General features: G+C 44.2%; 14 protein-coding genes. All 14 read left to right on the forward strand.

The annotated features are described in order from the left end of the window. The first annotated feature begins 1 nt into the window (after window position 1). On the forward strand, window positions 2-1009 hold the full coding sequence (obgE, locus tag R2Q85_RS12815) for a GTPase ObgE (protein WP_316812186.1): 1008 nt from the start codon (window positions 2-4) through the stop codon (window positions 1007-1009). A gap of 122 nt (window positions 1010-1131) precedes the next feature. Beyond that, window positions 1132-1746, forward strand: a complete 615-nt coding sequence (locus R2Q85_RS12820; RefSeq protein WP_316812187.1) for a competence protein — start codon at window positions 1132-1134, stop codon at window positions 1744-1746. Window positions 1747-1848: 102 nt separating this feature from the next. Beyond that, the gene (locus tag R2Q85_RS12825) at window positions 1849-2409 is read left to right on the forward strand and encodes an RNA polymerase sigma-70 factor (protein ID WP_316812188.1); all 561 of its coding nucleotides are present in this window, start codon (window positions 1849-1851) and stop codon (window positions 2407-2409) included. Between the two features lie 68 nt (window positions 2410-2477). Next, complete coding sequence (locus R2Q85_RS12830) at window positions 2478-3602, forward strand: FecR family protein (RefSeq protein ID WP_316812189.1); 1125 nt, start codon at window positions 2478-2480, stop codon at window positions 3600-3602. 295 nt (window positions 3603-3897) lie between these two features. Beyond that, window positions 3898-7233, forward strand: coding sequence for a TonB-dependent receptor (locus R2Q85_RS12835; protein WP_316812190.1), 3336 nt, complete (start codon window positions 3898-3900; stop codon window positions 7231-7233). A 17-nt stretch (window positions 7234-7250) separates the two neighbouring features. Then, on the forward strand, window positions 7251-8903 hold the full coding sequence (locus R2Q85_RS12840) for a RagB/SusD family nutrient uptake outer membrane protein (protein ID WP_316812191.1): 1653 nt from the start codon (window positions 7251-7253) through the stop codon (window positions 8901-8903). A 103-nt stretch (window positions 8904-9006) separates the two neighbouring features. Further along, on the forward strand, window positions 9007-10080 hold the full coding sequence (locus R2Q85_RS12845) for a DUF6528 family protein (protein ID WP_316812192.1): 1074 nt from the start codon (window positions 9007-9009) through the stop codon (window positions 10078-10080). A gap of 37 nt (window positions 10081-10117) precedes the next feature. Next, a complete protein-coding gene (locus R2Q85_RS12850; RefSeq protein ID WP_316812193.1) occupies window positions 10118-11206 on the forward strand; it encodes a DUF6528 family protein in 1089 nt (362 codons plus the stop codon). Between the two features lie 14 nt (window positions 11207-11220). Beyond that, window positions 11221-13554: a family 20 glycosylhydrolase gene (locus R2Q85_RS12855; protein ID WP_316812194.1), complete on the forward strand. Its 2334-nt coding sequence runs from the start codon at window positions 11221-11223 to the stop codon at window positions 13552-13554. Between the two features lie 24 nt (window positions 13555-13578). Continuing rightward, a complete protein-coding gene (locus tag R2Q85_RS12860) occupies window positions 13579-16713 on the forward strand; it encodes a glycoside hydrolase family 2 TIM barrel-domain containing protein (protein WP_316812195.1) in 3135 nt (1044 codons plus the stop codon). A gap of 96 nt (window positions 16714-16809) precedes the next feature. After that, window positions 16810-19545, forward strand: a complete 2736-nt coding sequence (locus tag R2Q85_RS12865) for a DUF1553 domain-containing protein (RefSeq protein ID WP_316812196.1) — start codon at window positions 16810-16812, stop codon at window positions 19543-19545. A 4-nt stretch (window positions 19546-19549) separates the two neighbouring features. Further along, the gene (locus tag R2Q85_RS12870; protein ID WP_316812197.1) at window positions 19550-21061 is read left to right on the forward strand and encodes a DUF1501 domain-containing protein; all 1512 of its coding nucleotides are present in this window, start codon (window positions 19550-19552) and stop codon (window positions 21059-21061) included. Window positions 21062-21071: 10 nt separating this feature from the next. Continuing rightward, on the forward strand, window positions 21072-22013 hold the full coding sequence (locus tag R2Q85_RS12875) for a sugar phosphate isomerase/epimerase (RefSeq protein WP_316812198.1): 942 nt from the start codon (window positions 21072-21074) through the stop codon (window positions 22011-22013). 14 nt (window positions 22014-22027) lie between these two features. Then, on the forward strand, window positions 22028-23437 hold the full coding sequence (locus tag R2Q85_RS12880; protein WP_316812199.1) for a c-type cytochrome domain-containing protein: 1410 nt from the start codon (window positions 22028-22030) through the stop codon (window positions 23435-23437). Window positions 23438-23463: the final 26 nt, after the last annotated feature.

Consider the following 23463-nt stretch of genomic DNA (forward strand, 5'->3'; position numbering starts at 1 on the left):
TATGTCACAAGGCTCAAATTTTGTAGATTATGTTAAAATATGCTGCCGCTCTGGTAAAGGAGGGGCTGGTTCTGCACATTTGCACCGTGACATACGTACAGCGACAGGTGGTCCGGATGGAGGAGATGGTGGTCGGGGTGGACATATTATTTTGCGGGGAAATTCCCAGTTCTGGACCTTACTCCATTTAAAATACCGCAAGCATATCATTGCTCCCGATGGTTTACCAGGTTCAAGTGGTACTTCTACCGGTAAATCGGGTAAAGATGAAATTCTGGATGTGCCTTTGGGTACCATCGCCAAAGATGCAGAAACAGGTGAAGTGCTTTTCGAGGTGACAGAAGAGGGTGAAACCAAGATTTTAACTGCGGGTGGTCGTGGTGGCCTGGGTAACTGGCATTTTAAAACACCTACTTTACAAACTCCACGTTTTGCCCAACCAGGAGAGGCGGGAAAGGAAGAATGGGTTGTACTGGAACTTAAGGTACTCGCTGATGTGGGGCTGGTGGGCTTCCCTAATGCAGGTAAATCAACGTTACTGTCTGTAGTTTCAGCGGCTAAGCCAGAAATTGCTGATTACCCTTTTACCACACTGGTACCAAATCTGGGTATCGTATCTTATCGTGACAGCAAGTCATTCGTAATGGCCGATATTCCTGGTATTATCGAAGGCGCTTCTAAAGGTAAAGGGCTTGGTTACCGTTTTTTACGCCATATTGAAAGAAACTCAGTATTGCTGTTCATGGTTCCTGCAGATACGCACAGAAGTATCACTGAAGAATACGGGATTTTAAAATCAGAGCTTAAAGACTACAACGCTGAGCTGATGCAGAAGCCACATTTGCTGGCCATCACCAAATCAGATATGCTGGATGATGAGTTGATGGAAGAGCTGAAAAAGGAGCTGCCTGCAAACATTCCGGCGATATTTATTTCCTCTGTGGCGCAAAAAGGCCTGATCCAGTTGAAGGACATGCTTTGGGAAAGCATTAATGCCGGGCAGGATTAATGAGATAACATTACCTGTTGAGATTGTTATTTTTTCCAAAACTTTGAAATTTTATAAAATATTTTGACTGCTAAAAGGATTAGTATAATTTTGCTTTCTGCTAAAATTATCAGCATCCCGATATGGATTTCATTGCCTCTTTAAGATCTTATGGAGAAACACCCTGGCACCGCGACTGGAAAAAAGCTTTTCCGCCGGCCTTTCGCGAAATAGGTTTTGCGGATGTAGTACAGGGGGAACTTCATCGTGCAGATATACATACGGCATGCGGTACCACTATTGAATTTCAGAATTCACCCATTTGTATCGAGGAACTACAAAGCAGGGAGGCCTATTATACCAAACTGATCTGGGTGCTTAACGGGAAAAAATTTAAGGGTTTCAGGATCCTGAAACATTTGCCCGATGTGGATGATCCCAGGCTTGCTGCTTATGAATTTTGTCATACCGATCACCTGTCTATGATCCGTAAGGCTGACCTATTGCAGGGCAGGGGGCGTCCTCAAATTCTTAACTTCCTTCATCCCGAACTGCGTACGGTTCCTTTAACCTCACATTATTACTCTTTTTGCTGGAAAAATCCACACCGGGTATGGTACCAGGCAAAATGCCCTATTATTGTAGATCTGGGCGGGCATTTTTTATACCAGCTTAAACAAAGGAAGCAATTGTCTGGTGATTATGCCTATTTACACATGATACCCAGGAAGGATTTTATTGCAGACTATGTAAAATGAGGATACGACCGTTTTCCATTTCTCTTTGACATATTTGAGAATTTCGAAAATTATATACAGCTTTGGCGGCAGCAATTGCGTATATTAAGTTGGCAAAACTAAATGGATAACTACAAGGGATTTACAGATGAACAATTGATTTCTTTACTAAAGGAACAAGATCATGCTGCCTTTGCAGAAATCCACAGGCGTTATTTCAAAGAGCTTTACCGTTCCGCATCGAATGTATTGAATGATACCGATGCCTGCATGGATATCATACAGGATGTTTTTACCTGGTTTTGGGAACACCGTGCCCAGCACAGTATGCAGAGTATTAAAGGTTATTTGTTAATGGCCATTAAATACCAGGCTGCCAATTATATCCGTAAAGGTAAAATCCGGGAAAATTTTATGCTCAATCAAAGTGAGCAGCTTGCTATTAATGAAGAAAGCCTGGAACTTCAGGAACTGCAGGCCATTGTAGATGCCTTTGCAAAAGAACTGCCCGATAAAAGCCGTCTGATTTTTAAGATGAGCAAGGAACAGCATTTAAGTAATAAAGAAATTGCTGCCAGGTTGGGCATAACAGAAAAAACGGTATCTGGTATGCTTGCCAGAGCGCTTAAAAAGTTAAAAGGCGAACTTGGTAAAATGAATTTCTGGATACATTTCTTCATCTGAAAAAAATATTTTTATTTCTTGCACGTATCAGGCCCCGTTAAGTTACTTAACTATATAAAGGGATAAAAATGAGTAAGGAAGAATTCATAGCATTGGCTGGAAAAGTTGCAGATGGCAAAGCGAGCGCTGCTGAGCTGGTATTGTACAATGCTGGTTATGATAGTTTTCAGCTACAAGAGATTGCCCGGGCGCTACCTGTAAATATTGATGAACTTGAAAGCAAGTCACTTTATGATTTACGTAGCAACTTTGGCATTGAACCTAAGAAAATAAAATTATGGCTGCGCATTGCCGTTGCTGCCGCTGCGATAGCAGCACTGACACTTAGCGTTTGGCTATATACCTCAGACCATCGTGAATCCATTTCAGGGTCTCCTTACGCAAACGACATAGCCCCCGGTAAAATAGGCGCTACGCTTATCCTTGACAATGGCAAAAAGATCAGGCTAAATAACGCTGCAAACGGTGAACTGGCTAAAGAAGCTGGAGTAGAGATTACCAAATCAGCTGATGGACAATTGATTTACGAAATTAAGAGTAGTAACGCTGAAAATAACAAAATGAATACCCTTTCAACAGCAAAAGGAGAAACCTATATCGTAACCTTACCAGATAAAAGTAAAGTCTGGCTTAATGCAGCTTCAAGTTTAACTTACGCTGCTACCTTAATTCAGCATGGGGTACGCAGCGTAAAACTTGAGGGCGAAGGTTATTTCGAAATTTCAAAAGATAAAGCACACCCTTTTGTGGTGGAAAGCAGGGGCCAGGAAGTAGAAGTTTTAGGAACACATTTTAATGTTAATGCCTATGCGGATGAACCCATGATTGCCACTACTTTGCTGGAAGGCTCTGTTAAAGTTTCTGCTGACAATAAAAACCAAATTATAAAACCTGGTGAGCAGGCCATCAATAATGGAAACTCCATTCAGGTTAGCAAAGCAAATATAGAAAACATCACCGACTGGAAAGCTGGTGATTTCTCCATGAACCGTGTGAACTTTAAAACGGTTATGCGGAAAATTTCGCGGTGGTATGATGTTGAAGTAATTTATGATCCATCGTTTCCTGAGGATATTGAATCTGGCGGATGGATTTCAAGAAATAATAAATTGTCTGTGGTACTTAAACTTATTGAATCAAGCGGACAGGTGCATTTTAAGGTGGAAGGTAAAAAGATATACGTACACAATTAACAGAACTATTCAAATTTAAAATCTGCAAAGATGAATAAACAACTACGACAGGAAAGCTAGGGCTATGAAACAAACCAGGAATGCTTGTGACATCCCTGGTAATGTTTGGAACAATCAAAAATATCAACCGTTTAACCGCAGATTGCCGTAACCTTCGAAAGCATAGGCATTTCTGCTTAACCAAACTCAACAAATGTATAAAAATTATACTAGGAAACTTGGTGTACCTAGATCCTTACACCGTAAAATACTGCTAATTATGCGACTAACCACCGTAATATTAATAGCATCCCTAATGCAAGTCAGTGCAGCAACTTTTGGTCAGCGTGTTACGCTGAACCAGCGGAATATACTGCTTGAATCTGCATTGAAAGAAATAAGGGAACAAAGTGGATTTGACTTTTATTATGACAGTAAAACCATTCCGAAAACCCAGAAAGTAGATGTTTCCGTTACTAACGTAACTGTAGATGAAGCCTTGAAGCGCATTTTAAACGGATTAAAACTGAACTATCAGATTGATGGTAAAACGGTTGTCATAAGGACTAATGAGCCTTCTTTTATGGATGATGTCGTCAATCGTTTTAATGCTGTTGATGTCAGCGGAATTGTGAAAGACGAGAAAGGAAACCGGATCCCCGGAGTAGTGGTCAGCGTTAAGGGAACAACTATACGTACTGTTACAGACAGTGAGGGTAGATTTAAGTTAACAGCGAATAGCGGCAGTGATATCCTGATCTTTTCTTACATAGGTATGCAAACGCGCGAAGTTAACATAGGGGGCAAAGCGCAACTGGAGATCATAATGAAAGAAAATATCCAGAATCTGAACGAAACTGTTGTAGTGGGATATGGAACTCAGAAAAGGCAAAACCTGACAGGTGCCATCTCCGTGATCGATAGTAAAATGCTGACGAACCGTCCGGTTACCAATGCAATAGCCGCCCTGCAAGGTGCAGCGCCCGGTTTAACTGTTACCCGGAGCAGTGGCCAACCCGGAAAAGAAGGATATGGGATCCAGATCCGCGGCCTTTCTTCAGTAAATGGCAACAGCCCGCTTTACATTATAGACGGGGCTCCGGGGAATTTAGCCAACATCAATCCGGATGATATTGAATCTATTTCGGTACTTAAAGATGCGGCGGCTGCATCGATTTATGGTGCGCGGGCAGCGGCAGGGGTTATCCTGATCACGACAAAGGCTGGTGTCAGCGGTAAAACGAAGGTCCAGTATGGGGCCATCGTTGGTCTGCAACAGCCTACCCGGCTGCCCGAACGTTTGCATTCCTGGGAAGAAGCTGAAATGGCCAACCTGGCGCAAGCCAATGCAGGTCTTACGTTGGTCTGGACAGATGAGCAGATACAATGGATGCGCGATCCGGATATCAATTATAAGATCAATCCAAGTAATCCTTCTGTATGGGATTTATATTATGACATAGACCCAATTAAAGAAGAGTTGAAAGAGATCTCACCTTCCCAGCAACATAATCTGTCTTTCTCGGGAGGAACAGATAAAACACGCTATTTAATTTCTCTGGCCTATTTTAATCAGCAGGGGATTTTTCGGCATAGTTCTACCGATAATACCAATCGCCTGAACGCACGTTTAAATTATTCTACTAAGTTCAGCAACAAACTAAGCGCAGATATACGCCTATCCTATACTAAAACCCGGATTCTCACACCAAATCGCGGAACTGATGGCAACAATTCTTTGTTATATGATATATATCGGTTACGCACCCTATATCCAACTTATCTGCCAGAAAGTGATAACACCAAATATGCTACCATCAGTGGAGATAACGTAGGGGCATTGCTTAGGGAGGGAGGAAACAATATTGCCACTAATCATTTTTTTGAACCTGTTTTCACACTTAAAGCGGATAGCCTGGTAAAAGGTTTGACGCTTCGCGCCATTTATGCACCCGGCTTGCAAACCAACAACAATACAGCCATCAGCCGAACCATTCCCCTGTACAACCGCCTGGCGATCAACAATTATATGAATAATCCCAATGCCTATACCGATGCTTATTTGATGCAGTCAACCAATAATGCTCAGTTGCTGGCTGATTATGACCTCAAACTTGGCGAACGACATACTTTTCACTTGCTGGGCGGTACGGCATTTGAGGATTATAATTATAGGCGGACTACAGCTAATGCCCGTTCATTGGTGTCTAACGACTTGTTTACCCTGGGTCTCGGCGACCCTGCACAGGCTACCAATACGCAGGAAATCCAGACCTGGGCGCTGATGTCTTATTTTGGGCGCTTTAATTACAATTTTGACGAGCGTTTCCTTTTTGAGTTCAACATGCGTTATGATGGCAGCTCAAAGCTGGCCCCAGCAAACCGGTGGCAGCTCTTTCCTTCGGTATCGGCGGCCTGGCGCTTGAACAATGAAGCCTGGTTCAATAATGCTCTGCCATTTTTTGAAGAGTTCAAGATACGTGGATCCTGGGGGCAGCTGGGTAACTCAGACGGGGTAATTGGTAATTACGATTATATCGGGTTGATCGATATTTATAGGGGTCCTGCCGCTATCGCTACCTATCCTTTTAATAACCAGATCAACAATTCTTTATATCAGAATAACCTGGCCTCGCCCGTAAAAACCTGGGAGACCGTAGAAAGCAGCAATATCGGGCTTAATATAGCTATGTTTAAAAATCGCTTAACGTTCTCGGGCGATTATTACACCAAACTGAACAAAAATATGCTGGCGCCTTTACAGGTTTCGTCAACCATAGGGGTAAACCCCTCTACCTATAACATTGCCAAACTTAAAACCTGGGGTTGGGAGCTGAGCCTTGGCTGGCAGGAAAGCATTGGTTCAAACCTGCGCTACTGGGTTAACGGTAACCTGGCCGACGACCAGAACAAAATACTTGAATATAATGGTCAAAGCACTATAGCGAGCGGAATCAATTCCATTATAGAAGGCATGCCTTATAATTCAATTTACGGGTATAGAGCAGACGGTTATTTCAATACTGCCCAGGAAGTAGCTGCTTCTGCCTTCCAGAATTCCAGAACAGGTCCCGGAGACATCCGTTATATCGACATTAACGGGGACAATGTCATCTCAGCCGGGCTCGGCCGTATGAGTGATCATGGTGACCTGGAGTACCTGGGAAGTACACAGCCTCGCCTGGTATTCGGGCTTAACGGCGGATTGGAGTGGAAAGGACTGGATTTTTCCTTTTTCTTTCAGGGAGTGGGAAAACGCAATGTACTGCTGAACTCTCTTGTCCTAGTTCCTTTCACGGCTAGCTACCGTCAACCATGGAAGATCCATCAGGATTACTGGACACCGGAGAACACTGACGCGCGTTTCCCGAGGCTGTATGCAAACGATACGCAGAACATTTCCAATTCTACCCATTGGCTGGCTAACAGCGCATACATCCGGCTTAAAAATCTCCAGGTGGGATATACACTGCCTTCATCCTGGACAAAAAAGTTAAAACTGGAAAAAGTGAGGGTATATTTTACCGGGCAGGACCTGTGGGAGAGCACCAAAATGTGGTACCCGTATTACGACCCGGAAAGCCCTTATGCGGCAGATTATGTCTATCCTTTTTATCGTACCTACAGTTTTGGTCTGAATGTTAATTTTTAACTCCTAATCCGGAAAAAATGAAATCACTAAACAAATATATACTTTCCTGCTTTCTGGCTTTAGCAGGAATGATTTGTCTCAACTCCTGTGAAAAGGAACTGGATAAAACCCCGGAATCCCAGTTGTCGGATGCCGATTTCTGGAACAATACCGAAGACCTTAAGATGGCAGCGAATTATTTTTATTCCTATATTCCCACGATACAGGATAACATCAACGCGAACTGGTCCGATGACGGCTTTGCCAACGCCGGGCCAAATACCATCAGCGATGGTTCCCGCACGGTACCTGCTACTTCGCTCGACTGGTCGGATAACTATAAACTAATTTATAACTGCAATAACCTGCTGGAAAAATCCGTGCGGGTAAAGGGCGACCAGAAGCTTATCGACCGTTACAAGGCAGAAGCGAGTTTCTTCAGGGCATTTGCCTACTCCAACCTGGTTAAGCGCTTTGGGGATGTCCCGCTCATACTTCGAACGTTTGATGTAACCGACACCTTGAACCAGGTACATCGGACCGCTCGTCAGACTGTAGTAGATGCGATTTATACGGACCTGGATTTTGCTGTAGCGAATCTGCCGGCTTCTTCTGCTTTGCCAGTGGCCGAATATGGTCGCATCACCTCTGGAGCCGCACTCTCATTAAAAGCACGAATCGCTTTACATGAGGGGACACTAAAAAAGTTTCATGGAAAAGGTGACCCGGCAAAAGACCTTGGGATCGCAGTTACGGCCGCTGAAACTGTAATGAAATCGGGTTTATATAGCATTTTCCGCTACACAGCCAAGCCCGACAGTAGCTTTTATTACCTGTTCCAGCCCGCAAACGAAGCCCCGGTAAACAAAGAAGCGATACTGGTACGTCTGTACGGAGAAAGTCTTGCCAATCCCATTGCTTATCACAATTTTCCGGCTGAGTTGGGTGCAGGTAGCAACACTACGCCGACCAAAGCCCTTATGGACGCTTATCTATATACAGACGGGCTACCCCAGGGTAAATCGCCTTTACAGAAAACCGAGACCACCACACTTACCCAGTTCGAGAACCGCGATCCGCGTATGGGCATGACGGTATTCAATAAAACACATTATTATGTGACCAGCTTTTACCTGCCTACACTTACTTTTGCGCCTACCGGTTACAAGGTCCGTAAGTATTTTAACACCATCGATTTTATTGCCAAACGATCTTTTGTAGACAATATGACCATCCGCTACGCAGAGGTACTGTTAATTTATGCAGAAGCTAAGTTTGAGCTGGGCGGAAGTATTTCAGATGATGACCTGAACAAGAGCATCAACCTGATCCGCAGCCGTGCAAAGATGCCTGCACTCACGAATGCCTTTGTAACTACTAATGGTCTGGACATGCGGAACGAGATTCGCCGGGAGCGGAGGATTGAGCTTGCAGTGGAAGGCCAGCACCGGTACTGGGACCTGATCCGCTGGAAGACGGCCGAGACCGAACTTCCTAAATTGATCCTCGGGGCCCGTTTTTTTGCAAACGAGTTTGAAAAGGCAACACCCAAGCTGGATGCCCAGGGCTATATCATTGTACAGGAAGCAGCCAAACGTAAATTTAACCCGGAGCGGGATTATTTATGGCCCCTGCCAACGCGTGATCTTGGTTTGAACCTGAACCTGACACAGAATCCACGCTGGCAGTAAAAGAATTTTTATACAGTTTTTCAGTAATAGCAAAAAAGAATTTTTCGGATATCCCATAGAGATAGACGAAGAAGAAAAGTATAACCTATTAAAACCAAAAAACATGAAACAGAACCAAAAAATTACTATTGGCTTGTCGCTTATCGCGCTGATCGGTCTGGTTACTTCCTGCAGCCGCTACGAATCGACAGAGGACACGCAGCGCGAAGCGCCCCAAAAGAAAACTTCTACTGCATCCGGAATTGAGGCGGTATCTCCTTACATTTCTGTTGGGAACATTACCAGTGAAAAGCTGGAAGTATATGCCTACTCCTGGCCAGACTGGAATGTAGCCGGAGCAAAAGTATGGTCTTTTGAGCCTACTACTGCGCTTGGTTTTTCCAGTGCTGGTGCGGCTTATTTCGTAGGAGGACCAACAGATGCAAAAGTGCATTATAACAGTGCGTTTTCTGGTGCCACTTCGGTAGTGGCAATCACGGATAACAGCTGGGCCGGTCTGGTAACCTGGGAAGGATCTACTGCGCGAGGCACAAAATTATGGGGTAAATACTGGACGGGAGCTAGTCCTGGTATCCATTCAGGTGAGCTGCTTCCCAATGGGAATATGGCTTTGGCAGCAGCAAATGAAGGTTGGGTACGTGTATATAATACCAGTGTAACTTCCGGTTCTAATTATTTCGGATTTCCTATGAGGTCAGCCCATGCAGTATTATGGGATCCGGCATATAATGTTTTATGGACATGTGGCGATACAGAAGAGGGGTCAAATGGGAAGGGTATATTAACGGCATTGATCGTTGGGGGTACACGTACCGCACCTACCTTAGCACAGGATGATGCGAAAAGGGACACTATACCTGGCGGACGCTATCCCCATGATATTGCGCCTTACTATGGAGACGTAAATAAGCTATGGGTATCTACCAATAGTACTGTATTTATCTACGATAAAATTAGCAAAACCTTTACTCCCGCTCCGGGAGCCAGCAACAGAACCTATGTGAAGGGTATAAGTAATCAGACCGAGGGTGGAGTGATCGTTGAAACCAAAGGCCTGGATACCTACGCAAACAGTGTAGACTTTTTCAACCCTACAACAGGTGCAGCAACAGGTTCACGCACAGTGACAGGGGCGCAGTTTTATAAAGGCAAAGTATTTACACGGGCATATCAATAATAATATATAATTGCTTTAATTATTAAAAATAGATAATATGAAAAAGTATATAAGCTATTTTCTGATGGCTGTTCTTTGTATTTTATCCTGCAAAACCGAACCGCTCAATTCACCAGGCGAGGCGAAAGAATCAATTGCCTCGAAAGAAAGTATAATGGCGCTGGAGAGTACAATTAATCCGTTCATCGCCATAGGCAATGCCGAAAACAAAACCCTTGAGGTATATCACTGGTGGAATACAAACTGGACACCCAGTACGGCTTACTGGGTTTGGACACCTACTACCGCGCAGGGCTTTTCCAGCACGGGGATCGCTAACTTTGATGGACCTTACGATCATAAAGTGCGTTACGTGGATGGTTTTCCCGGTAAAGCCACTTCAGCAGTAGGTATTGTAGGACATCGCTGGCTGGGTATCGTGGCCTATGACGGAACCTATGCCCGTGGCCAGAAATTGTGGGGCACCTATTGGTCTGCTGCTCAAGATCCGAGTGTGCATGGTTGCGAACTTCTGCCTAACGGAAATCTGGCAGTGGCTTCTCCTGGCAATACTGACACAGGGTATGGTGCCTGGGTGCGTATCTATGACACTTCAGATGTCAATGTAGGCAATGATTTTGTCAGTATCAGTCTTCCTTCCGCCCGTGCGGTAAGTTGGGACCCGGTTAATAGTCTTTTGTGGACCGCCGGGCGGGATGACAGCGATGGTAAATATTATATTATGGCCTTTACAACTGGTACCCGCACCAATCCGCAGCTAATTGAACAAACCAGCCGCAGAATGGAAGCTCCCGGACAATATCCACATGATATTTCTCCATATTATGGTGACACAAATAAACTATGGTATGCCGATCATAGTGGTCTGTATATCTATAACAAAACGACAAAACAGTTTTTACCCGCGACAGGAGCGTCCAACAGGGCACAGCTAAAGGCAGCCGGGAACCAGGACGGGGACGGAGGGTATCTCGTGGAAACTAAGGCTGATCCCACTGGCTGCGGTACTTATTGTACTAAGAAAGTTGAATTTTATAATCCGGGTACCGGTGTATTGGAGTTTACCCGTACAGCCAGTCATGCACGGATTTATCGGGCACGGGTATTTACACGACCGTATAACTAATTAATAATTAAAAGATGCATTTTACTACAAAAGCCTGTACCCTTTTATTGCTTATCCTCAGCGGAATTGCTAATTATAGTTATTCCCAGTCTGCTGTTGCCATTGTGCCAACACCATTGAATATGATGCCTGGGAAAGGAAACTTTACCTTCAGCGCTTTGACAGTGATCCGGACTGATCGTCTTGAAGATCCTGCTGTACGATTTCTGCAGAACTACTTACTGGAACAATGGGGCTTCCGTAACCCGGTGAAAAGCAAAGCTACTGGTACCTCACTGGAGATTACCGGAGAAGGAACAGAAGGATTTGAGGCAGAAGAATATGAGTTGGTGGTGTCTCCTGCAAAGATCACATTGAAAGGGAAAGGGGCTGGCGTATTTTATGGCATCCAAAGTCTGATCCAGCTGTTTCCGAATGCGCGTTCGGGAACAGCTTTATTGCCCTGTATAAAAATTAAAGACCGGCCTCGTTTTGGTTACCGGGGCCTGATGCTGGATGTGTCCCGCCATTTTTTTACAGTGCGGCAGGTAAAAGACCTGCTCGATCTGATGGCGCAGTATAAATTAAACCGGTTTCACTGGCACCTGACAGATGATCAGGGCTGGCGGATTGAGATCAAGAGCTACCCCAAACTTACAGAAGTTGGGGCCTGGCGGGTACCTCGTCTGGGAGACTTCAACCAAATGATCGATCCGCCGAAACCTGGTGAAAAAGCAACTGATGGGGGCTATTACACCCAGGAGGAGATTAAAGAGGTGGTACGCTATGCTTCCGAGCGGCACATAGAAGTGATTCCTGAGATCGATGTTCCCGGGCATTGCATGGCAGCTATAGCTGCCTATCCGGAATTGTCGGTTACCAAAAATCCAGAGACGAAAGTAAACCCCGGCAGCAGTTTTGCCAGGTGGTTTCCGGGAGGTGGGTTTGAAATGTATGTGGATAATGCACTAAACCCTACAGACGAGAAGGTATACCAGTTCCTGGACCAGGTAATTGGCGAAGTAGCGCTGCTATTCCCCTATAAATATCTCCATATAGGTGGTGATGAATGTTACAAGGGTTTCTGGGAGAAAGATGCGGGGGTGCAGGCATTTATGAAAAGAATGAACATTAAAGATATGCATGCCCTGCAAAGTTATTTCATTGGCAGGGTGAACGGTATCGTAAGTGCTAAACATAAACAACTGATCGGCTGGGATGAGATCCTGGAAGGAGGGGCAAACAAAGGGGTAGCAGTGATGAACAGATTCGGGGCAAAAAGTGCAGGAGAGCATGCCAGGCAGCAGATCCCACTGGTCATGGCCCCGGGCAATCAGGGTTTGTATTTCGATTATGCCCAGAGTGCTTCTGATATGGAGCCCATCAACCATGGGGGCTACTCACCGTTGTGGAAGTCGTATAATTACGATCCGGTACCCCCTGGTTTAAGCAAAACCGAAGAGCAGTATATCCTTGGTGTGGAAGGCTGTATCTGGACAGAACACATCGGTACGGTATCAAAGCTTAAGTATATGATATTGCCCCGGATGCTTGGGCTGGCTGAAACCGGCTGGTCTGAAGTTCAGCGCAAAAACTATGAACATTTTTCAAAAAATGTGTTGCCGGTGCATTTGGAACGTTTTGAGCATTCAGGGGCTAATTATCGTGTGCCAGATGCTTTTAACTATACGGATTCTGTGGTTGTTGGCAACTCGTTTAATTTTGACCTTTTGCCATCCGTTCCGGGAAGCAAAATTTATTATACATTGAACAATAAGATTCCAGGGGATTTTGATCATGAGTATAAACAGCCCATGAATTTTGTAATACCAGAAAATGCAAGCAGGGTATTAAAGACGATCGTAATTACCCCTTCCGGCAGAAGAAGCGTAGTTACCCGGACAGTGATGTACCATCCGAAACTACTACCGGCATTTTCGTCTCCAAACTTAAGGAAAGGTTTGAAATACAAGCTCTATAAGAATAACCTTAACGCTTTAAAGCAACCCATTATGGTAAAGGAGGTTGATTCTGGTATAACTAAAACCATAACGCTGCCCGAGCAATATGCCGGTAAATCCAAAGGTCTGATTGCTTTTGAAGGTTTCCTATCAATGCCAAAGGATGATGTGTATCATTTTTCTTCGGCAAACAAGTCCGTTCAAATCTATATAGACGGAAAACTTGCTTTTGATTCAGAAACTCCTTATCCTAAATTTGACAAGCCTTTACCTTTATTTCTTCAAAAAGGCCAGCATAAAATACAAGTTAATTATTTGTTTACGGCTGAAACCCCCAAATTAACTTTGTTTTTTAGCAGTCATTCTGTGAGGGAGATCGCCATATCTGAAAGCATGTTAGCACATTAAAAATTTACCAAGCATTATTTTAGCATGAAGAATCTCAAAACCTACGTTGCATTTTTATTCTTGTGGCTATTTAGCTTTGCCCAGGTTGCTGTTGCCCAGAAAGCACCCTGGCTTGATGAAAAAAACAGTGAAGAAAACAGGCTGCCTATGCATGCCTCTTACTTTGTTTATGAGAATGAAGCATTAGCCAAATTGGGTGATTGGAAAAAATCAAAAAATTACATTAATTTAAATGGTGCCTGGAAATTTAAGTTTGTTGATTATCCCGCCGCCTTACCAGCAAATTATTATGCGCTTGATTTTAAAGACCAGGATTGGGATGTATTTAAAATTCCGGCCACCTGGGAAGTAAATGGTTATGGATATCCAATTTTTGTAAACTACCCGAATGAGTTCCGGGACCGGATGAAAGCCAATCCGCCGCAAGTACCAATGGATTTTAACCCCACGGGCGTTTACCGCAGGCGAATTGAAATAGGTAAAAACTTCGCCGGAAAGCAAGTCATTTTGCACATTGGCGCGGCAAAATCGAACATCCAAATTTGGGTAAACGGAAAATATTCCGGTTACGGCGAAGATGGAAAATTACCTTCAGAGTTTGACATCACCAGGTTGGTAAAACAGGGCCAGAACTTAATTGTGCTAAAAGTAATGCGCTGGAGTGATGGTACTTACTTAGAAGATCAGGACATGTGGCGGGTAAGTGGTATTGTTCGCGATTGTTATCTGATGGCCAGAAATACCATCCATTTAGCGGACATTGAAATCATGCCAGATTTAGATGCGGCCTATCAGAACGGATTGCTGCATGTCAAAGTTTCACTCAATACATCAGCACAGGCGACCGCACTTTTCGAATTGCGTGATGGTGAAAAACTAGTTGTCAAAAAAAATATTGCTTTTGGTGGTAAGCGTAATATGGCAGTTGATGTTAACGTAGATCATCCCACATTATGGAATGCAGAAAATCCACATTTATACCAGGCGACCTTCAAATTATTGAACCAGTCAGGTAAAGTTGCCGAAATTATTTCACAGAAAGTAGGCTTTAGAAAGGTAGAGATGAAGAACGGTTTATTATTGGTAAATGGAAAGCCAATTCTAATCAAAGGGGTAAACCGGCACGAAATAGATCCAATTTCCGGACAAACGATTTCGAAAGAAATTATGTTGCAGGACATCAGGTTGATGAAAAAATTTAATATCAATGCGGTAAGAACAAGCCATTACCCAAATGATCCGTATTGGTACGAACTCTGTGATGAATATGGTATTTACATGGTGGCAGAAGCCAACATCGAGTCACATGGCGTAGGCCCGCTGGTATACCATGAATTTAACCTAACAAAAGGTCTGGGTAATGTCCCATCATGGCGGGATGCCCATTTGCTTCGCTTAAAAAGAGCTGTTGAGCGTGATAAAAACCATCCTTCCATTGTCATATGGAGCCTGGGCAATGAAGCAGGGGCAGGCTATAATTTTTATGAGACCAGACAGTGGCTGAAAAAACGGGACACTACCCGATTGGTGCAATATGAAGGCGCCATTATTGATTATACCAAATACATTACCGATTGGAATACCGACATCATTAACCCCATGTACCCGGAGCCAAACAACATGCTGGCCTATGCTAAAAATACACCTCAGCCTGCAAAACCTTTCATTATGTGCGAATATGCCCATTCTATGGGGAATTCGCTGGGTAATTTTAAAGATTATTGGGATTTGATCAGAGGCAACCGTCATGCTTTTCAAGGAGGTTTTATCTGGGATTTTGTAGATCAGGGCTTACTTAAAATTACAGCACAGGGTGATACGATTTACACCTATGGCGGAGATTACGGACCGCAAACAGCACCTAGCGATAACAATTCAATGAGCGATGGTGTGTTCCAATCTAACAGAAAACCTGATCCAGAGGCCTGGGAAATGAAAAAAGTTTATCAGGACATTCACAGTACCTGGTTAGGCAACAACCAGGTTGAAATTTATAACGAACGCTTTTTTACTGATTTAGCCGATGTAACCTTAAAATGGGAGTTAATGGTGGATGGGAAAATCGTTCAAAATGGAGAAGTTGCAACGCTTAATGTGCTGCCACAAAAAAAAGACACCATTACCCTGCCGCTGCAAGTGCAAACAGGAGAAGTTTTTTTAAATATAACTTATCAAACAAAGCGCGCTAAAAACCTTATTCCGGTTGCCCATATCCTGGCCTGGGAACAATTGCCAATTTCGGGCGGGCAACAGCAGGCATTGCAGTTACGTGGAACCGAAAAATTAACATATACAAAAGAAGTGGACGCTATATTGGTTTCTTCTGCAAATGCGGAACTTAGGTTTAATAAAAAAACAGGTTTGCTGAGCCAGTATAACGTAAAAGGAGTAAATTACCTGGCAGCAGCAACAGCTCTTGAACCAAATTTTTGGCGTGCGCCAACCGATAATGACATGGGCGCTAATTTGCAGATAGCGCTTAAAGATTGGAAAATCGCCATGAAAAATAAACAGTTAACAGCTTTTAATATCAACGAAAACCACCAGGTAGTTGTCGTAAAAGCCAGCTACAACCTGGCCGAGGTTATGGCTAAACTGACCATCAGCTATGAAATTAATGCCGCCGGAGAAATACTGGTAAGTCAGGACTTGACTGCCGATACCACCCAAAAAGCAGGCCCGATGCTGTTTAAATTTGGCATGAAAATGATTTTTCCCCCTGGCTTTGAGAATTTAAATTATTATGGAAGAGGGCCGTTTGAAAATTATCAGGATCGTTATACCGGCGCAATGATTGGTATTTATAACCAAACCGTAAAAGCACAATTTAATGCCTACACCAGGCCGCAGGAAACCGGAACCAAAACCGGTGTCAGGTGGCTTGAACTGAAAAATGAGCAAGGAAAAGGGATCAGGATTGAAGCAGCAGTACCTTTAACGACAAGCGCTTTGCATTTTTATACTGAAGATCTTGATGATGGAGACGAAAAGCACCAGCGCCATTCAGGAGAGCTCAAACCAAGAAAAGAAACACAGTTGAACATTGATTTTAAACAAATGGGCGTGGGCAGTGTAAACAGTTGGGGCGAATTGCCACTAAGAAAATATTTGTTGCCATACCAGAACTATAGTTATCAATATAAGATCATTCCATTCTAAAAATTTCAATGAACCGTAAGATAGTCCATCTTTTGCGGCATATTGTGCATTTATATTACCTGCCATCATAGTTAGATTTAAATTACAAAGCCCTATATGCTATCAAGAAAGAAAATATTTATTGCGTTAACCTTCATTTTAGTTTCAGGTATTATCTTCTTTTCTTTATTTACTGCTGAAAAACAGGTAGATTTTAATGCAGATGTAAAGCCAATTCTCAATAAGAAATGTATTTCCTGTCATGGCGGGGTAAAGCAGCAGGGTGGTTTTAGTGTTTTGTTCAGAGCGGAGGCCCTTGGTGTTACAAAAAGTGGGAAGCCTGCAATTATTCCTGGCCATCCTGAAGAAAGCGAGTTTATCAGACGCATAAAGTCTGATGATCCGGAAGAAAGAATGCCTTATAAGCATCCGGCACTTGATGACAAGGAGATAACTATTTTAAGTACCTGGGTTAAGCAGGGTGCAAAATGGGGCAATCATTGGGCTTACCTGCCTGTAAAGGCTACAGATCTGCCAGATATAGACAATGAATGGATCCGTAACGGTCTGGACAAATTTATTTATGCCAAACTGGAAGAAAACGACCTTAAGCCTTCCCCTCAGGCAGACAGGGGCACATTATTAAGGCGTGTCAGCTTGGACCTTATCGGGATGTACCCATCAGAAAAACTAGCACAATATTACTTAAACAGTAAGGATGAAACGAAGGCATACAATGTACTGGTCGATTCCTTGCTGGCCTCTCCGCATTACGGTGAACGCTGGGCCTCGATGTGGCTGGATATTGCCAGATACGCCGATACCAAAGGCTATGAATCAGATCCCAATAGAAATATCTGGGCCTATCGGGATTGGGTAATAAAGGCCTTTAATAAAGATATGGCCTATAATCAATTTATAACGGATCAGATTGCAGGAGATTTGATGCCGAATCCTACTGATGCCCAATATATTGCCACTGCTTTTAGCCGGAACACGCCAACCAATGATGAAGGTGGTACCAATAACGAAGAATTTAGAACGGCCGCGGTGTTAGACCGGGTAAATGCAACCTGGGAGGGATTAATGAGTACCACGTTTTCCTGCGTGCAATGCCATAGTCATCCTTATGACCCTTTTAAGCACGATGAATATTATAAGTTCATGTCGTATTTTAACAATACCAGGGATGAGGATGTACAGGCAGAGTATCCATTGTTAAAGCAGTTTAATGATTCGCTGACTACCGAGCTCAATAAGCTGACCAGCTGGGTGAAAGCAGTTTCCTCTGAAAAGGCTGCAAATGAAGTCAAACTGTTTTTGAAAACCGGACAGCCTGCTATCAACTCTACTACTGCCGATGACCTGCAGCGTGCAGTGATCGGTAACAACAACATTGCCCTGTACTTCAGGAATAATGCTGTAGCCAGATTGAAGCATGTCGACCTTGAGGATGCAGATCAGCTGATCTTCAGATACAAATCTAATAAGCCGGGAGGCCGGATGAGCCTGCATATTGATGCACCTGATGGTCCGGTTCTGGCTTCATTGCCATTGGATACGGCTGCTGGTTATCAAAATGCCTATGCCGGTTTTAAAAAGCAGAAGGGCATACATGATGTGTACATCAGGTATGCCAACCCTACATTGAACAATCCCGAAGAACTGGTCTTGTTTTTTGACTGGTTCCATTTTTCGCAGCAATTGCCGGGCAAAGGTAAACCTGGATATGAAGCCAGTAAAAAAACTTTTAACGACTTGTTAAATGCCCGCGTACCCACCACACCTGTGATGATCGAAAATCCTGCGGCCATGCAAAGGAAAAACTACGTGTTTGAACGTGGTGCCTGGACGGCAAAAGGAAAAGAGGTACAAGTGGGCGTACCCGGTTCATTGAATTATGCAATGCCAAAAAATGCCCCGGCAAACCGTACCGGACTGGCCATGTGGCTAACAGACAAGCGGAACCCCCTGGTGTCAAGAACAATGGTAAACAGGCTTTGGGAACAATTGTATGGTGCCGGCCTGGTAGAAACGTTGGAGGATATGGGGACGCAGGGAATGGCCCCGACCCACCAGGAACTGCTGGATTATATGGCCTGGCAATTGATGTACAAGTACAATTGGAGCATAAAAAAGATGTTAAAGGAATTGGTAATGGCTGCCACCTATCGCCAGGATTCTAAAGTATCTGATGAATTAAAAGAAAAAGACTTGTTTAATAAGTTTTATGCAAGAGGCTCGCGGGTAAGATTGAGTGCTGAACAGATCAGGGACCAGTGCCTGACAATAAGCGGCGTGTTGAGCCAAAAAATGTACGGCCCGCCTGTTATGCCCTGGCAGCCTGAAGGAATCTGGTTTTCGCCGTACAACCGTGCAAAATGGAAAAAAAGTAATGGTGAGGACCAATACCGCAGAGGAATTTATACCTACTGGAAAAGAACGGCCCCATATCCATCGGCGATAGCCTTTGATGGCGCATCGCGTGTGGCCTGTAGCCCGCGGCGGATAAGGACCAACACACCTTTACAGGCGTTGGTAACTTTAAACGACTCTGCATATGTAGATATGGCCAGGCATTTTGTTGTCCGGATGCAGCAAACTGGTGAAAAAAGCGCTTCCCTCAAAATTGCAAAAGGCTATTCTATGATGCTTTACAAGCCCATTCCGCAAAACAGACTGAAAATTTTTGAAGCCTTGTACGATAAAGCTTTGCTGGCCTTTAAAAAAGATGCGGTCAGCGCATCCGCATTTATGGGAAACAAACAGAAACCGGTAAAGCCCGAAGATGCAGCCCTGGTATTGGTGGCCAATGCGATGTTGAATTTGGATGAGGTAGTTACCAAAAATTAAAGACATGACCAGAGATGAATTAAATGCGTACAGGTTGGTTAAGGAAGCACAGGAAGCGCAGTTGAGTGGCTTGACCAGGCGACATTTTTTAAAAGAAAGTGCCATGGGACTTGGAGCGCTGGCCATGGGGTCATTATTGGGGAGCTGTGGCAATTTGTTTTCAGGTCCTCAAACAAAGATTGCCTATGATCCTGCACATCCTTTACTGCCCAAATCGCCCCCCTTTGCAGGAAAGGCCAAAAGTGTGATTTATCTTCACATGGCAGGAGCGCCTTCACAATTGGAACTGTTTGATTATAAACCTGAGCTGATGAAAATGGACGGACAGGATTGTCCGCCTTCTTTACTGGCCGGGAAGAAGTTTGCCTTTATTACCGGGGTACCTAAAATGCTGGGCCCGCAGGCCAGCTTTGCAAAGTATGGGCAAAGTGGTGCATTGGTTAGTGAAAACCTGCCTCATTTTTCTACACTGGTAGACGAAGTGAGCTTTCTAAAAGCGGTGAAAACAGATCAGTTTAACCATGCTCCGGCGCAATTGCTGGTACATACCGGAAGCCCGCGTTTGGGGAGGCCAAGTATCGGCAGTTGGGTAACTTATGGATTAGGTACCGAAAACCAGAATTTACCGGGCTATGTGGTATTGACCAGTGGTGGCAGTTTTCCGGATGCAGGCAAAAGTGTTTGGGGCAGTGGCTTTCTGCCTTCGGTATACCAGGGGGTGCAGTGTCGCAGTGAGGGAGATCCCGTTTTGTTTATTAAAGATCCCGATGGGCTGAGCAGAGATTTGCGCCAGGCCTCTATCCAGGCCATAAATGAAGCAAACGAGCAACAATATCAGGAATATAACGACCCGGAGATTTTGTCGCGTATAGCACAATATGAAATGGCCTACCGGATGCAGATCTCGGCGCCGGAAGTGATGAATATCAATGATGAACCTGCGTATATCCATGAGATGTATGGTACTCAGCCAGGTAAAGCTTGTTTTGCCAATAATGTTTTGCTGGCCAGGAAACTGGTAGAAAAGGGTGTCCGTTATGTACAGCTTTTTGATTGGGGATGGGATGCCCATGGCGATAGCCCCAACAACTCATTAAATATTGGGCTAAAGAACAAATGCAGAAGCATTGATAAGCCGATAACCGCTTTATTGTTAGATTTGAAACAAAGGGGCCTGCTGGAAGAAACACTAGTGGTTTGGGGAGGCGAATTTGGGCGTACCCCGATGATGGAAAACAGGAACGGTGCGCAAAACCCCTTCAAAGGCAGGGATCACCATACGGAAGCATTTACCATATGGATGGCCGGTGGTGGTATTAAAAAGGGCTTTAGTCATGGGGAAACAGATGAAATCGGCTACAGCGCCATTAGCGGAAAAGTAGACGCTTTTGATATTCAGGCAACAATTCTGAACCAGCTGGGCTTTAACCACGAACAGTTTACCTATCCTTTTCAGGGGCGACCCTTTAGGCTAACCGATGTAGGCGGAAAAGTAATCCATGAAATCATTGCATAAAATCTGATTTATGTCTCCAACAAGAAGGAATTTTATTAGAAAAACTGCGGGCTTAACCACTGCAGCACTGTTAAAGCCATTGGAAGAATTTGCTGCCGGTGGAATGCCAAAAATCGCGGCCAGGAAAGGGTTTGAACTCTTATTTATGCAAACAGACTGGGGCTTTGCAGGCAGCCGGGAAGCATTTTGTGCTGCAGCCAAAAAAGAAGGTTACGATGGCATTGAAGTATGGTGGCCCGGAGATAAGGTGGAAAGTCAAAAAGAACTATTTGAGGCAGTTAAAAAACATGACCTGCAGATCGGCTTTTTATGCGGAGGGGGAAACCAGCCAGTTGCAGCCGATCATTTTGAACTCTTCAGGAAAAACCTGGATGCCATTTGTGCAAATCCTTATCAAAAGCCGGTTTATGTAAACTGCCATTCGGGAAAGGATTATTTTACTTATGCGCAAAATAAACCCTTCATAGATTACACAACTGCAAAAACAAAAGCAACCGGCATCCCTGTTTACCATGAAACCCATCGGGGAAGAATGCTGTTTGCAGCTACTGTTGCTAAAAATTTTGCAGAGAAAAACCCGGAACTTCGCCTGACGCTGGACATCTCCCATTGGTGCAATGTACATGAAAGCCTGTTGGCCGATCAGAAAGAAACAGTAGATTTTTTACTGGAAAGGGTAGCGCATATCCACTCCAGGATCGGACACCCTGAAGGGCCACAGGTAAATGATCCACGGGCACCTGAATGGGAAAATGCAGTTAAAGCACATTTGGCCTGGTGGGATAAAGTTGTGGAGCGGAAAAAGAGGAACGGGGAGCGCATGACGATCTTAACAGAGTTTGGTCCGGCAGATTATATGCCGACCTTACCTTATACACGCCAGCCTGTGGCAGACCAGTGGGCCATTAACGTGTACATGATGAATTTACTAAGAAAGCGGTACCAATCTTAATCCCTGTAGCGATCATGTTAGAATTTTTTGGCCGTTTTCATCCTGTATTGGTTCATTTACCCATTGGAATCCTGCTCGTTACCTGTGTTTTTCTGGTGCTTAGCCTTAGCCCAAAATTTGCAAACCTGCGGCCTGCTATCGCCATATTGTTATTTTTAGGCGCAATCAGTGCAGTTTTTTCCTGCATTACGGGTTATTTTTTGGCTGGTAGCGGCGACTACGATGGTAAGCTGGTTGGTTACCACCAGTGGATGGGGATAGGGGTTGCAGCCCTTTCTGTTGTGTTGCTACTGGTCCATAAATATGCAAAGACTGATGCCAGGGCATCTACCGGAATTGCCGTTTTGCTGATGGTGTTGATTTCTGCTACCGGACATTTGGGCGGCTCATTGACACATGGCTCAGATTATTTAACCGCTCCGCTGAAAGAAGATGGCGCTAAGGCCAGGGCAGCCATTCCGGCCATTCCAAATATTCAGCAAGCGCTTGTTTACCAGGATGCCATCCAGCCTTTGCTCAAAAACAGGTGTTACAGTTGTCACGGAACGGAGAAACAAAAGGGAAAACTCCGGTTAGACCTGGAGGCTTATATTTTAAAAGGCGGAGAAGAAGGCAATACCATCATTAAAGGTAAAGCCGACGAAAGTGAGCTGATCAGGCGCCTGCTGCTGCCGGGCAGTAACGATAAGCATATGCCACCAAAAGAAAAGCCACAGCTTAGCCAGCATGAAATTGCCTTGTTGCATTGGTGGATAAATAACGGTGCCCGGTTTGATAAAAAAGTGAAAGATCTTCATCAGCCCGATCACATTAAGGCCGTTTTAGCTGCGCTGGAAAAAGGTACAGCCGGAATTGCCCTGAACAAACTGGCAGATATTCCGGCAAAGGAAATTGACGCTGCCAGTGACAAAGATATCATGCGCTTAAATAATGCAGGTGTAATGATCGTTCCTGTTGGGCAGAACAGCAATTACTTAACGGCAAACTTTATCAATGCCCATTCCACTGCTGATAGTGTTATGGATGCCTTAAAAGCTGTAAAAGATCAGCTGGTCTGGTTAAAACTAGAACATAAATCGGTAAATGATGCTACACTAAAAGCCATAAAAAACTGCAAAAACCTAATACGCCTGAGCTTAAATGATACCCGAATAACCGATAAGGGCCTCGAAAGTCTAAAAAATATGGACCAGCTCCAATCGCTAAGTCTGGTCGGGACAAAAGTAACTGCAAACGGACTGGCCCAATTGAGCAAGTTAAAAAGTATCCGGGTGATTTATCTTTATCGGACCAATGTTCAAAGATCAGATTGGACTGCCTTAAAAAAGTTGTTTCCCAAAGTGAATATAGATTCGGGTAATTATCAGGTACCAACTTTACCAAAAGATACAACGGAAGTAAAGCCAATAATGGAAGCAAAATAATACTAAAATGGTACTGTTGCGGAGAA

Source organism: Pedobacter heparinus, assembly GCF_032678725.1.
In the GTDB taxonomy this organism is placed as follows: Bacteria; Bacteroidota; Bacteroidia; order Sphingobacteriales; family Sphingobacteriaceae; genus Pedobacter; species Pedobacter heparinus_A.